The organism is Gardnerella sp. DNF01199S, assembly GCF_049244155.1.
In the GTDB taxonomy this organism is placed as follows: domain Bacteria; phylum Actinomycetota; class Actinomycetes; order Actinomycetales; family Bifidobacteriaceae; genus Bifidobacterium; species Bifidobacterium piotii.
The window spans coordinates 760,787-773,624 of sequence record NZ_CP058380.1 but is presented as its reverse complement, the minus strand read 5'-3'; the positions used below and the strand labels follow the sequence as shown (position 1 = coordinate 773,624).

The window sequence follows — 12,838 nt, the reverse complement described above, 5'->3', positions numbered from 1 at the left end:
AATTGACTACTACTTAGATTGTAGATGCTGGCGCAGATGCCACTTTTGCTTTAGATTTATAAGCGCTCTGCTTTTTTCTTGCTTTTATAAGCTCAATATGCTCTGCCAAACTTGCAAGCAAAATCGCAGCAAAAATCAACGCAAATCCAACAAAAGCCATGCTTGTTACTCGCTCATTGTAAAGAATGCTAGAAAATAGCAATGTAAACAAGCATTCTGTGCACATAATCACAGAAGCATTAGCTGTAGAAAGATAAATCAGCGTGTAGTTTTGAATAATTTGCGCAAGAACAGTTACTATCACTATAAGATAGAACATGTTTGTAAACGTAATCCAATTATCTTCTGCACTAAAGTTAGGCAAAGGCTCGCTTACTGCAGCTCCAAACAAAAATAGAACTCCAGAAACACTAAACTGGCCGAATGTTAAAGCAACGGGATTGTATTGTCTAGAATAATACGCTAAATATGTTAAGTTAAACGCAAAAACAGCAGCACAAATAAGAGTTAAAATATCTCCGTGAGAAAGCGTAAGAACAAGAGAGCCTGGCTTTAATGCAACGAATCCAACGCCAACAACGCATGTTAAAGCAGCAATAATTCCTAAAAGCGTTGGCTTTTTTCTAATAATCATCCACGCGGAAAATGGCGCTATAACGCAGTAGGCTGCTGTAAGAAAAGCGCTTCTGCCTGGATCAATCCACCTTAATCCTTCTGTTTGCGTAACTAAAGATGCGTAGTACGTAACGCCCGTTAAAAGAGAAGGAATTATTAGCTTTTTAGTAAAATTTTTGCGAATCGTCTTAAAGAAGACTACGCCCATTATTATGCACGCTCCAAGCATGCGAACTCCCATAAGCCATTGCGGTGGGAATACCTCTAGAGCGTATTTAGACGAGACGTAGCTTCCGCCCCAAATCGCGGCACATAAGAGCAACATGATTCGCGCGATGTTTACGTTAATTCGATTATTCTGCCTTGGTTGAACCGCGCTATTTATTTCACTCATGTCACTCCCCTCATTATTGCAAACAACAAGTCTATAGCATTAAATTTTTCTTTAAGTTAGCTAAATTGCCTTATAAACTTTATAGAATAGCCACAAAAACAAGAAAAGTACAACCCATTGGCGTTCCTTCGGAAAATTTACTACTTTATTGCGAAATCAGCACTTGATAGCACGCTATTGCCTTAAGATTTACACCAAAGATTTATGCGCTCCGACCTACCTTTTCGCTTAGAGCTACAAAATCGCGAGTCTTGTAGTGCGATTGTATGACGACACGCCGTATTTTAGGTACAATCGCACTACATATTCGTTAGATTTGTCTCGCTGGTGAGACAAATGTTACGTTTTTTGGCTTAAATCCGTTACATTTGCATCATTGATGAGACATTTGTTACGTTTTTAGCTGTAAAAACGTAACAAATGTATTACGCGCACTACAAATATAACGCAACTACTATTATCCCTGTGTTGAGCAACACAAAGCGGAACTCTTAGCATTATACAATTAGTGATTTATGTCACAAGTTTAGGTGTATTTGCAAAAACTTGCCGATTTTTAAGCCTTTATATGCACGATTGCGCGTAATCTTAAAAGTGATTGAAACATAATCGCATGATTGCGCGATTGCACAATAATCAGTTGAAGAAAGGACTCAACATGGCAACTCTTAGTGAAGATATGAAGACTTTTATTGAAAACAATTTGGCTTGGATTGCAACGATTAGCAAAGATGGCGAGCTTGATCTTGGCCCAAAGATGTCGATGTTTGTTCTAGACGATAATCACCTTGCTTACCACGAGCGCACTGCAGGTCAGCATTTTAAGAACTTGCAAGACGGCAGCCAGCTTGTTGTTGCTGTTGCAAATTTGGCAGAAAAGAAGGGCTATCGCTTCCGCGGAACAGTTACACTTCACACAGATGACGCGATTTACAACGAGCAGGTTCGCGTTGCAGAAGAAAAAGGCACAAAGAAGCCAGCTGCTGTTCCTGTTATGGAGATTAATGAGATTCAGGATTTGACTTCTGGAGCTAATGCTGGAAAGACGATTGCTAAAGATTAGTCAATTAGTCAATTAGCCGATTAGTGAACTGCTAAAGATTAATCAAAATACTAATTTTTAGCAAAAATCTAGCAAAACGCCGAATAAATTATGACCATTCTATGACGCGTTTTAGAATAGCGAGTGGCGTTCTTCTTCAAAGGCGAAGATGAACACCACTCAATTTTTATTTGATTATTTTATTTACTTAAATTTTTACTTAAATTATTTAATTGTCATTAATTTACTTGTTTTCTTTACGCAATTCGCGCAATCTAGCGTTCATTTCTTCCGCTTTCTTCTTCTCGAAGTAATAGATTATTGCAGCAATAGCAATCGGGAAAATAACAGTGAACGCAATCCATCCGCAAATCACAGCTGGCTCATCTTTGAATGAAATCCATCCAACAATCACCGATACAATAAATTGAATAGCAATTGGCGGAACTAGCGCAAAAACGAATTTTGCAAGATTTGACATACGCTCATTCGACCAGAAAATAGCGAACACTCCATAGCCTATGCCAATAACAAACGACGCTACAGCATAAGATGCAATTCTGTTTCCAACTGCGGTATGCGCTAACAGGCTCGACACAAAACTAATTGCAGTAAAAATAGTGCACGCTATGCCAATGCCTTTAACAATGTTTTTTACCATTGTTTTACCAAAAGTTTTAACTTGCTTTTCCATAATAATCGTTTCCTTTTTAAGTATTAAAAAATTAGTATTAAAAATTAGTAATAAAAACTACGCTTAAAGCTACATTCCTAAGCGCTTTTTGAACCCTGCTAAGCATCTGCGACTAATCCACTCAACGCTTCCGTCGTCCATTTTTACGCTCATACTTCCGCCGAATCCTGGATCAACTCGAACAATGCGATTTAAGTTCACGATTGCGGATTTAGATATGCGCACAAACGACGCGAATTGCGGATTATCAAAATCCATTAGGCGCTTGTAAGACACGCACTCGCCTTTATCACTGTGAATGATTACACGCGAATTTTCTACGCAAATCATAATCACATCTGGCTCGTGCATAACAATAATCGAATCATTAATATAACCGTATATAAATGAATTATTGTTGCTATTTGCCGCATTCACAGTATTATTTTCGGCAATCTCAGTATTATTTTCAGTATTGCTTGATTTTGCATCTTTAGAATCAATGCTTTGCAAGCTGGCTATAATGCGTTTAAGATTATCGTCAATATTGTGAACTGACAATTGAGCGCGCTGCTCTTCTTCTGGCGGCACAATAGCAATTGTTACTTTCATCAGGCCCCCTTTCGTATACTACCGTTAGCGTTTACTAGCTTTTGCTAACTTTTCTTAGCTTTTGCCAGCTTTCTGTTTTGTAATTTTGACTATACGGCACTGTAAATAGTCTGTCTTTACAAAACCGCTAAACGGTAGTTTTAAGAATATAAGCGGCAAAAAAGAGAAATTATGCTGCTTAAGCTGCTCCCCAAATGCGAATAAGACGCTGGCTTGTAGGGTCTGCTGCAGGACCTTGATCGTAAGCATCCAAGCGCCAATGAATTGAGCCATCCGCATTAAGGCTTGGAATTAAACGCGCCCAACGGCCGTTTCCCATTCCGCCAATCGTCTTATAAGAAGGATCTACCTTGTCTAATCCAAGAAGCTTATGAACAGTTTGAGAAAGGCAAGATCCGTGCGAAAACACTAGTAAATCGCGGTCTGAGCCAGTTTTGCGCGCCCAATCTTCTACAGCTTTCGCAGCGCGCTCGCCAACTTCTTGCTTAGTTTCTGCACCGTGATTAAGCTCTCCACCTTCGCCTTTTACCCAAGCATTAAAATCTTCAGGCCATTTTTCGCTAATTTGCTGGCGATTAAGGCCTTCCCACTCGCCAAAAAATCGCTCGCGCACGCCATCTTCAACATGCACATTAAGACCAATCTTATCTGCAAAAGCGTGAGCCGTTTGTTGTGCGCGAATAAGCGGCGAAACAATGGCAACAAAACTAGCGTCCGCTTCTTCTGGAGTAATGCGCACGTGCTCCTGGCTATTTGGATTCTTTGGGTCTTCTAAGTCGGAAGCTCCAAAAAGCACTCGCAAAGCCTTGCCAGAGCGAGTCACCTGGTCTATTCCAGACTCATCTAAAGCAATATCAATCATGCCTTGAAGTCTAAATTGTGCATTATAAGGCGTCTGACCGTGGCGAACAAGCATTACAGAACGCGCAATGCCCTCGTGAGCGCTGTTTTTATTTGCATTATGCGCAATTTGCGTTGCGCTTTCAACAAAATCCACCATTATCTTGCGCTACCTTTCAGACTCTTAATCGCCATTTTGTGCATTATCACCATTATCACCATCCGCATCGCTCTCGCTATGCTCTGGAAGTTGCAAATCAATTACAGGGCAATCATTCCACAAACGCTCAAGGCGATAAAACTCGCGCGCTTCCTCGTGCATAATATGAATCACAAAGTCGCCAAAATCAAGCAAAACCCACTGTGCTAGTTCTAAGCCTTCTCTAGATATTGGCTTGCGCTTGTTGTCTTTTAAATACAAATCTTTTTCGATTTCTTCACTAACAGCTAAGACTTGACGCTCGTTAGATGCAGAAACAACCAGCATTGCGTCTGTAATTCCAAGCAGATTGCTAACGTCAAAAGCTTGGCAATTAGTGGCTTTTAACCTATCGGCTGCAGCCGCAGCAATCCTAATCGCGTTAACAGAGCTTTCTAAAGCTGCCATTGTTTCTCCTTAACTATCGAACTAGCAAACTATCGAACTATCGAACTAGCGCTCCCAAGCTGGCTTCCAGCCTTCTACAACGTGCTGCGTATTTTCCGAATACACCATGGAATCCGCTGGAACATCGTGACGCACAACAGAGCCTGCACCCGTTGTAACTCCATCTCCAACAGTAACTGGAGCTACAAACAGGTTTCCTGCACCAACATGCGCGTTAGAGCCAATAGTCGTATGGTTTTTATGCACGCCGTCATAGTTTGCTGTAATCGTGCCACCGCCAATATTCGTGTGCTCTCCCAAATCAGCGTCGCCCATATAGCTCAAGTGCGGAACCTTAGTGCCGTTTCCAATATGCGCTTTCTTCATTTCCACAAACGCGCCAGCTTTACTCTCCTCGCCAAGCACATTTCCTGGTCGCAAGTACGTCCACGGACCAATGTTTGCAGCGCGGCAAATATGCGATTCTTGCACACGCGAGCGCTCCACAACCGCGTCTTCGTCAACTTGCGCATCAATAAGCGTAGTGTACGGTCCTACAACAGCGCCGCTTTTAACAGTTGTATGCCCTTGCAAGAAGCAGCCTGGAAGAACCGTAACGTCTTCTTGCAAAACAACATCGTCTTCAATCCACGTGTTTTCTGGGTCTAGAATCGTTACGCCTTCAAGCATCCACTTTTCGCAAACGCGCTTGTTGTATGCTTTTGCAAGCGCAGCTAACTGAACGCGCGTATTCACGCCTTCTACACTCAACGAATCTGCTGCCGCCATTGCTCCAACTCGTCCCATTGTGCGAGCGTGCTCTAGCGCATCCGTTAAGTAAAACTCGCCTTGAGCGTTCTTGGAGTTAAGGTTGGATATTGCGTCTGTAAGCACTTCCGCATCGAACACGTACACAGACGTATTAACTTCCTTAATCGCAAGCTCTCCTGCATTGGCATCTTTGTGTTCTACAATTCGCAAAACATCACCATTTGCTTCTCGCACAATTCGCCCGTAGCCAGTGGCGTCGTCTAAAACAGCGGTTAAAACAGTTGCCACATTGCCTTGATTATTGTGAAAATCGATTAATGATTGCAATGTTTGCGTGTCTAAAAGTGGCATATCGCTTGCTGCGATTAACACAGCCCCTTTAAGCGCATTACCGCATTCTTGTTTTGAAGCCTCGTTAAGGTCATGCATTGCGCATTGCACAGCCCTACCCGTTCCAGGCTTATCATCCTGGTTCACAATCCGCACAGCATTGTCGTAGCTTTGCGCAGCTGCCGACACTCGTTGCGCTTGAGCGTGCACTACAACAGCAAGCTCCTTAGGATTTACGCCTGCCATTGCGTTCATTACGCGATTTAGGAATGTTTTTCCAGCAAACTTATGCAATACTTTCGGCGTTGTTGAACGCATGCGCGTCCCATCACCTGCTGCCAGAATTATTGATGCTGCTACACTAGCATTTTCCATTACACTATGATTTTCCACAAGTGCTCCTTATTTTGCATAATACGTGACAAACATTTTTCACATAACACAAGAGCAAAGCAAAGTGCCCCCGACGCGATTCGAACGCGCAACCAACGGATTAGAAGGCCGTTGCTCTATCCATTGAGCTACAGAGGCGCAAGTTGCAATTATACCAAAATTCTTACATCAACACACCCAGTCTTAAAGAATTTGCAAATTAATATTTCTGTTTTGATTTATATTTATTTATTTTTATTTTACTTTGGGTTTTTGGCGCGCGGTTGCTGGCGATTTTTCCGCGCGTTTGCAACTCGCTTCCTTACGCGCAACACGCGGTATATTTGATTACTCTACAAAATGTGGTATAGTCATCAAGTCGCGTTAAAACGCGGATAATTTAAGATGCCCCTGTATCCCAATTGGTAGAGGAAACAGCCTCAAAATCTGTGCAGTGTGAGTTCGAGTCTCACCGGGGGCACGTGCACAACGCCGCTTACATTCTAAGCGGCGTTTTTTTATCCTCTCTCTCATGCGATTTTGCACAACACACAAACAACACATCTAATCCTTGTAGTGCGTTTGTATAGCGACACGCCGTAAAACACGTACAAAAACACTACACATTTATGTAGTGCGTTTGTACAAACAAAAACGCGCACCCAAAAGGATGCGCGTTTAGAAAACTAACGATTAACTAGCAATCAGCTATCGATTAGCTAGCGATTAATCGCAAGCACCAACGGTGTGAACGTAAATAGAGTCTGTACGACCAGCCTGACGCTCACCCTGAGCAGTGCTCAAAACAACAATCTTGTCGCCGTCTTCAACCTTGCCAGCTTCACGAAGAACCTTGTCGGTAAAGATCATAAGATCGTGACGGTTCATATCGTGGTAGTCCTCGCTAATCAAGAAGCCTTCAGTGCCCCAGCTCAAAGCCAACCAGTGATAAGTGTGCTCATTGTTGGTCAAGCCATAGATTGGAGCAGCTGGGCGTTCGCGAGAAATGCGATGAACGGTACGACCAGTCTGCGTGTAAGCAACAATTGCCTTAGCGTTGAGCTTGTCTGCCAAGTCAACAGCTGCAGAAGAAACTGCACCCGTGCTAGACATGTCAAGCTCCACAGCTGGAATGCGATCGTAACCGTTTTCAGTAGCGTATTGAGAAATACGAGACATGGTCTGAACGGTAACCGCTGGATACTTGCCGACTGCGGTCTCGTTAGAGGTCATAGTTGCATCGGCGCCGTCAAGAACAGCGTTAGCGCAATCAGAAGCCTCTGCGCGAGTTGGAACTGGAGAGTTAACCATAGATCCAAGAACTTCGGTAGCAACGATTACTGGCTTTGCGTATTGGCGAGAAAGCTCAATGCAGCGCTTGGTAACGAGTGGAACCTGCTCAAGTGGCATCTCCACTGCCATATCTCCACGAGCGACCATAATGCCGTCAAAGGTCTTAACAATCTCTTCCAAGTTTGCAACAGCCTGTGGCTTCTCAATCTTTGCAACGATTGGAATGCGGCGGCCTTCTTCGTCCATGATTTCGTGAGCGCGATCAATATCGGTAGCAAAACGCACGAAGGACATTGCAATAATGTCTGCACCCGTGCGAATAGCCCAACGAAGATCGGCCTCATCCTTTTCAGTCAATGCTGGAAGAGAAACGGCAACACCTGGAAGGTTAATACCCTTGTGGCTAGAAACTGGGCCAGCAACAACAACCTTAGTGTGTACGTCGTTGCCTTCTACCTTGGTAACCTCAAGACGAACCTTGCCATCATCAATCAAAATTGGATCGCCCGCGTGGCAATCTCCTGGCAAACCCTTGAAGGTTGTGGAAGTGCGATGCTCATCACCCTCAATATCGTCTGTGGTTATAACGAACTCTTGGCCCTCTTCCAAATAAACCTTGTCTTCGCCGTCAGCGTTCTTCTTGAACCAGCCGCAACGAATCTTTGGACCTTGCAAATCAACAAGAGCAGCAACATTACGACCAGTGGTCTTTGAAGCTTCGCGCACATTGTTGTAAACGCGCAAATGATCTTCAGGAGTGCCATGCGAACGGTTTAAGCGAGCAACATCCATGCCAGCTTCAACAAGCTTGGTAATGCCCTCTAACGATTCGGTAGCTGGTCCAATAGTATCAACGATTTTGGCTTTTCTCATAATGCCTGCCTGTTTCCTTTGTTTATTTTTAAATGGGAAAATACCCACTTTCCGAGTAATAGTGTACCAGCAAATTGTGACCTATGCGCAAAACTCGCGCTTATTTATTTACTACGATTAAACATGACTAACTTGCGACAGACTTACGACTAACTCACAATTAACTTGCGATTAGCTTGCGATTAGTCACGCTAACTTATCAATCATTTTCTTTCAGTGCAATCTTTCAGCGCAAGTTCTATAAGCTTATCCGTGTAATCAGCCATAAATAACGGAATATTCAACATATCATCGTCTAGTTTTAGATTATTCAGCGAGAATCGTATACGTAATTTCGTTTGATTAGGGAATAGTTCTTTAAACTTTTTCAAACTTCTACTGTTAATATTTGCTTCAGATTTAACCTCAACAGGGAAAATATCATTTTCTCGTTGAATAAGAAAATCCACTTCATAAGGCGGATTCGTTTGAGACCAGTATCTAGGCATAACTTCAAATTGAGTAAGTAACGCCTGCAAAACATAATTTTCTGTTAAAGCACCCTTAAACTCAGTAAACAGCCTATTGCCTTCCGCAAATGCAGTAGGAGCAAGTTGTGCTAATCGCCTTAACAAACCAACATCTGCCAGATAAATCTTAAAAGCAGATACATCATCATAAGCAGCAATAGGTAAATTCGGCGCAGTATTTCTATAGATTTTATACACCAATTGTGCCGACACCAACCATTGCAAAGCGTCTTCATATTCTCTTGCCCGAGCACCATTTTTAACAACTTTATACAAGAATTTTTTGTTTTCACGCGCCAGTTGAGATGGAATAGAATTCCAAATCATTGATATTTTAGGAAACTCACTAACATTAGGATGTTTCGCAAAATCTCGTTCATAAGCTGTTATAATTTCAAACAATGTTTCTTGCATTGCGTTTACATCTCGCGCTTTAGCCCACATTAAAACTGACTCAGGCATTCCCCCTGTAACATAATACATTTTTAATTTCTCGTATAGAGGATTAAAAAATGCGTCTGGAATCGGCTCTATTTTATCGATTTGTTCAATATACTTCGCTAGATTTTCATCTCCATTAGCAAGTAAAAACTCTGTGAAATTCATTGGGGTTATTTGCATAAAATTAACTTTTCCAACTGGGAATGAAGATGGTTTTGCAAGCGTTATTCCAAGTAATGATCCAGCGCAAGCAACATGATATTGCGGAGCGTTTTCGCAAAAATATTTCATAGAGTTTATTACTTCTGGGCAGTCTTGAACCTCGTCAAATATGATCAGCGTGTTTTCTGGTTCGATTTTTTGGCCGCTTGCAAGCGTGAGGTTTTGTAAAATTCGCTCCACATTTTTAGTGGTTTCAAAGAATTGCTTATATTCTTTGTTTTCATCGAAGTTAAAATAAGCAATATTTTTGTAGTAAAGCTTACCAAATTCTTTTAGTATCCAAGTTTTACCAACTTGACGCACGCCTTTTAATATCAATGGTTTACGATACGGCGAGTTCTTCCATGCTAAAAGTTTGCTCATAATCAGCCTTTTCATGATTACTCACCTTTCATCTTGCATTACGCTATTAGATATTGCAGCCGTATTAGTGCGTTGCTGTTTTTACGCGTGATTGTTCTGCTACGTTATTATGTTGCAACAATTCTGCGGTTATTCTGTTATATTTTGCGTTATCTTTTATCGTGTATCACATTATTATACATAATTTAATGCATTTAATCACATTATTATACATATTTTGGTGTTTTTTATCACATTATTATACGATTATACGCATTGATACGCATTACGCATTAAGTAGCGCTCGCATAAAACATGAAAATACACGCAACAAAAGAATTGCTGCACACACTAAATATTTTGGCCTTTATGACTTGACGACATGTATTTCACACACCGCGCTTTCCAATCGTCCTCACTAAAGCAAACTCAAGCTAGCATTAAAATCAGCTTTTTCTAGCAATTCTTGCACATCTTAATATTTTGCAGCCATCTTCACACTCCTTCAGGTTTACCAATACGCCTAATTTCCATCCAACAAAAAATACCTAAACCAACAACGGAAAGCTATAATCTGAATAGTAGTTAAACTTTTGCTTTCATTTGCTTGCATATGCTTGCAACTATTTTGCAAAATAAACGCATAAAGGACGGTAACACAATGACAAACACGAACGCTGTATATGCAAGAATCGATACAAATCTTAAAGAAAACGCTGAAAGCATCTTGAACCAACTTGGAATAACACCATCTTCAGCAATCCAAATGCTTTACAGCCAGATTGTTTTACAAAAAGGCATGCCATTTGAACTCCGCTTGCCAACTAATAAGCCTACTGCTTTAGGCAGCTTAACAAGAGCCGAGTTGGATAAAGAATTACAAAAAGGCATCGACTCTATTTCAACTGGCAAACAATACAGTGCAGATGAAGTAGACCAATTCTTCGCTAAAGAATACGGAGTATGAGCAAATCATACAGAATCATTTATTCTCCACAAGCGTTCCTTGATCTTACAGAGCTATACGAATACATTCGTTTTACATTATAAGTTCCAAGAATAGCTGAAAAACAAGTCAACCGCATTAAGCATGCTATACGTTCTCTTGAGACTATGCCTATGCAATAACAGTCATCCCCCTGAAAATCGGTATGTCGAGCCGACACAAGCGTTGGGTTGCCTTATTGCTTGTATAGGAAAATACTATAAAAGAATATCCTTTAATGCATTGCTCATCAATTCCTGACGTTTCTCCATAAACTCTTCAAAATTTGAAAGTTCATAAGAAATATCACACGGAATGTACTTAGCATTTTCACTATTTTCAGTAATCTTCAACCAATCAACGAGTGGTGTCGCATTCTTGGATTCATTCTCTCTACCTTCCAACAATTGAAGGTTTGCTAATGTGTTCCTTCTTCTACGCCAATCTTCTTTAGTATCATCATCAATCACTGTTCCGTCCGGCAATATCAAACCATCAATTTTGCTTTCTTCAAATCCCGTATACGGATGCATATGATCTTGATGAAATCCCTTCTGACTATATTTCAAATTTGGATACAGAAGAGATAACAACATAAATGTATAGGCACCAATCTCATATGTGTCAAACATTGCATCAATCTCATCCGCAGTATATCTAAGAGTTCTGCCACCTGTGAATCTAATCCCATTTAGATTTTTCATACTAAATGAATTAGATGGCGCAGCCTTCAATGCCTCTCTTATGCTTGTCAGCGCAGAGTTTGATGCGGTGCCAAAAATCTGTCTTACCTGTGCGATTACAATATATTTTCTTAATTCAGCTTTACTGCTTGAATCGAAATTACCACCTTTGTATCTGTAGTAAACCATAGGAGAAACAGCCACATAAGAAATCATGTTTTCTGAATTAAATCCGAACTCATTTAACAAATCAACTGTATCCTTGATGGCTTTTCGGATTGCAGCCCAGTTTTGTTTTATTTTTAATACACTGTCTTTTTTGAATGTTTCTACTTTTAATGCTACGGACATATCTAAAAGATACAAACAAGTTCGCATTATAAAGTCATTAGAGAATTTGAATCCTTCGCCTTTCTTATTTATTTCAGAAAGCAACTTATCAATTTCATCCCTTGCCTTATCCCAATGAGAAACAATAGTAGAGAATAACAAGTCACTCTTTGAAAGAACGGTTCCACCAGAATTTACTCTAACGAAAATATCTAATACGCTGTCAATCGAATCTTTTTCTACCTCAAAGTAGTTGATAATTTCATCAGTAACAAGTCTTGTATGTAAAAGCGAAATGTTCTTTGTTGCAACTTTATCTGTTGCCCAGCCATTTGGAATGATAACTTCTGTTAATAAATCTTCAGCTGAATACTTAAGAATATCTTTTACTAAATACCATATCTTATTGTCCTTATTCTTTGCGGCTTCTTCTGCTGTTAAAAATCTGAAATCGTAAGAAATGTCCTCATCATCAGTTTTTTCACTGTGCAAATCAAAGTACAGTTCTTTCTTCGGAAATGCATCATCATTCTTCCATCTTTTGTTTGGAAGTTTTCTGCTCATACTTCCTTGCAAAGCTATGTATAGAGAAGTCAATCTCTGCTGGCCATCCAAAACAGCCCAGATCGTTTCATCTCCACTACCAAACGGGAACGGCTGCGGTGCAGCCGGATTCTTACACATATCTCGCTCATGGTAATCTTTTATAAATTCATACATTGAATACTCTTTTTGGTTCACAATAGTTTTCTTAACTTTCCAAAAAAGAAAAGTTCCAATAGGATATCCAAGCATGATAGAATCCATTAATCTTGTGATCTGTGAATCTCCCCACACATATTTTCTTTGAATAGCAGGAAGATAGAATCTTCTACTATTTACATCATCTATTATTGCTCTAATACTTTTCTTTTCGTATGCCATG

11 protein-coding genes, 2 tRNA genes and 1 pseudogene are annotated in these 12,838 nt (G+C 40.7%); 4 read left to right on the top strand and 10 right to left on the bottom strand.

From position 1 onward, the window contains the following. Nucleotides 1-13: 13 nt before the first annotated feature. Nucleotides 14-1,009: a DMT family transporter gene (locus HXT45_RS03065; RefSeq protein WP_018619060.1), complete on the bottom strand. Its 996-nt coding sequence runs from the start codon at nt 1,007-1,009 to the stop codon at nt 14-16. Nucleotides 1,010-1,667: 658 nt separating this feature from the next. On the opposite strand from HXT45_RS03065, the gene HXT45_RS03060 reads away from it, so the two are divergent. Next, nucleotides 1,668-2,072 (top strand): pyridoxamine 5'-phosphate oxidase family protein, encoded by a 405-nt coding sequence (locus HXT45_RS03060; protein ID WP_004132948.1) that lies wholly within the window; start codon nt 1,668-1,670, stop codon nt 2,070-2,072. Between the two features lie 223 nt (nt 2,073-2,295). On the opposite strand, the gene HXT45_RS03055 is transcribed toward HXT45_RS03060, so the two are convergent. The 6 genes from HXT45_RS03055 to HXT45_RS03030 all read right to left on the bottom strand — a co-directional run bounded on the left by HXT45_RS03055 (nt 2,296) and on the right by HXT45_RS03030 (nt 6,394). Continuing rightward, entirely contained in the window at nt 2,296-2,745 is a 450-nt protein-coding gene (locus HXT45_RS03055) for a DUF3021 family protein (RefSeq protein WP_115793872.1), read from the bottom strand. Nucleotides 2,746-2,814: 69 nt separating this feature from the next. Beyond that, entirely contained in the window at nt 2,815-3,336 is a 522-nt protein-coding gene (locus tag HXT45_RS03050; protein ID WP_115793871.1) for a LytTR family DNA-binding domain-containing protein, read from the bottom strand. 178 nt (nt 3,337-3,514) lie between these two features. Then, entirely contained in the window at nt 3,515-4,336 is an 822-nt protein-coding gene (locus HXT45_RS03045; RefSeq protein WP_060785516.1) for a histidine phosphatase family protein, read from the bottom strand. Nucleotides 4,337-4,360: 24 nt separating this feature from the next. After that, entirely contained in the window at nt 4,361-4,783 is a 423-nt protein-coding gene (gene rsfS, locus HXT45_RS03040; protein WP_115793870.1) for a ribosome silencing factor, read from the bottom strand. A 45-nt stretch (nt 4,784-4,828) separates the two neighbouring features. Next, on the bottom strand, nt 4,829-6,238 hold the full coding sequence (glmU, locus tag HXT45_RS03035) for a bifunctional UDP-N-acetylglucosamine diphosphorylase/glucosamine-1-phosphate N-acetyltransferase GlmU (protein WP_115793995.1): 1,410 nt from the start codon (nt 6,236-6,238) through the stop codon (nt 4,829-4,831). Between the two features lie 83 nt (nt 6,239-6,321). Continuing rightward, a tRNA-Arg gene (locus HXT45_RS03030) sits at nt 6,322-6,394 on the bottom strand. A gap of 248 nt (nt 6,395-6,642) precedes the next feature. On the opposite strand from HXT45_RS03030, the gene HXT45_RS03025 reads away from it, so the two are divergent. Further along, a tRNA-Leu gene (locus tag HXT45_RS03025) sits at nt 6,643-6,716 on the top strand. A 245-nt stretch (nt 6,717-6,961) separates the two neighbouring features. On the opposite strand, the gene pyk is transcribed toward HXT45_RS03025, so the two are convergent. Both pyk and HXT45_RS03015 read right to left on the bottom strand, forming a co-directional pair. After that, complete coding sequence (gene pyk / locus HXT45_RS03020) at nt 6,962-8,401, bottom strand: pyruvate kinase (protein ID WP_115793869.1); 1,440 nt, start codon at nt 8,399-8,401, stop codon at nt 6,962-6,964. A gap of 203 nt (nt 8,402-8,604) precedes the next feature. After that, nucleotides 8,605-9,951: an ATP-binding protein gene (locus HXT45_RS03015; protein ID WP_421782226.1), complete on the bottom strand. Its 1,347-nt coding sequence runs from the start codon at nt 9,949-9,951 to the stop codon at nt 8,605-8,607. Nucleotides 9,952-10,576: 625 nt separating this feature from the next. Between HXT45_RS03015 and HXT45_RS03010 the strand changes: the two genes are divergently transcribed. After that, on the top strand, nt 10,577-10,882 hold the full coding sequence (locus HXT45_RS03010; RefSeq protein WP_421782224.1) for a type II toxin-antitoxin system RelB/DinJ family antitoxin: 306 nt from the start codon (nt 10,577-10,579) through the stop codon (nt 10,880-10,882). After that, nucleotides 10,879-11,040, top strand: a pseudogene (locus tag HXT45_RS03005) (type II toxin-antitoxin system RelE/ParE family toxin); the annotation flags it as partial. The gene HXT45_RS03010 and the pseudogene HXT45_RS03005, both read left to right, overlap by 4 nt. 78 nt (nt 11,041-11,118) lie before the next feature. Here the strand turns inward: HXT45_RS03005 and HXT45_RS03000 are convergent. Next, nucleotides 11,119-12,837 carry a DUF262 domain-containing protein gene (locus HXT45_RS03000; RefSeq protein ID WP_101889618.1) on the bottom strand — a complete coding sequence of 573 codons (1,719 nt, stop codon included), beginning with the start codon at nt 12,835-12,837 and terminating at the stop codon, nt 11,119-11,121. Nucleotide 12,838: the final 1 nt, after the last annotated feature.

What these genes read in the sequence shown, in the direction of transcription:
- HXT45_RS03065 (WP_018619060.1), bottom strand. Translation starts at nt 1,009, where the DNA reads ATGAGTGAAATAAATAGCGCGGTTCAACCAAGGCAGAATAATCGAATT.
- HXT45_RS03060 (WP_004132948.1), top strand. Translation starts at nt 1,668, where the DNA reads ATGGCAACTCTTAGTGAAGATATGAAGACTTTTATTGAAAACAATTTG.
- HXT45_RS03055 (WP_115793872.1), bottom strand. Translation starts at nt 2,745, where the DNA reads ATGGAAAAGCAAGTTAAAACTTTTGGTAAAACAATGGTAAAAAACATT.
- HXT45_RS03050 (WP_115793871.1), bottom strand. Translation starts at nt 3,336, where the DNA reads ATGAAAGTAACAATTGCTATTGTGCCGCCAGAAGAAGAGCAGCGCGCT.
- HXT45_RS03045 (WP_060785516.1), bottom strand. Translation starts at nt 4,336, where the DNA reads ATGGTGGATTTTGTTGAAAGCGCAACGCAAATTGCGCATAATGCAAAT.
- rsfS (WP_115793870.1), bottom strand. Translation starts at nt 4,783, where the DNA reads ATGGCAGCTTTAGAAAGCTCTGTTAACGCGATTAGGATTGCTGCGGCT.
- glmU (WP_115793995.1), bottom strand. Translation starts at nt 6,238, where the DNA reads ATGGAAAATGCTAGTGTAGCAGCATCAATAATTCTGGCAGCAGGTGAT.
- pyk (WP_115793869.1), bottom strand. Translation starts at nt 8,401, where the DNA reads ATGAGAAAAGCCAAAATCGTTGATACTATTGGACCAGCTACCGAATCG.
- HXT45_RS03015 (WP_421782226.1), bottom strand. Translation starts at nt 9,951, where the DNA reads ATGAAAAGGCTGATTATGAGCAAACTTTTAGCATGGAAGAACTCGCCG.
- HXT45_RS03010 (WP_421782224.1), top strand. Translation starts at nt 10,577, where the DNA reads ATGACAAACACGAACGCTGTATATGCAAGAATCGATACAAATCTTAAA.
- HXT45_RS03000 (WP_101889618.1), bottom strand. Translation starts at nt 12,837, where the DNA reads ATGGCATACGAAAAGAAAAGTATTAGAGCAATAATAGATGATGTAAAT.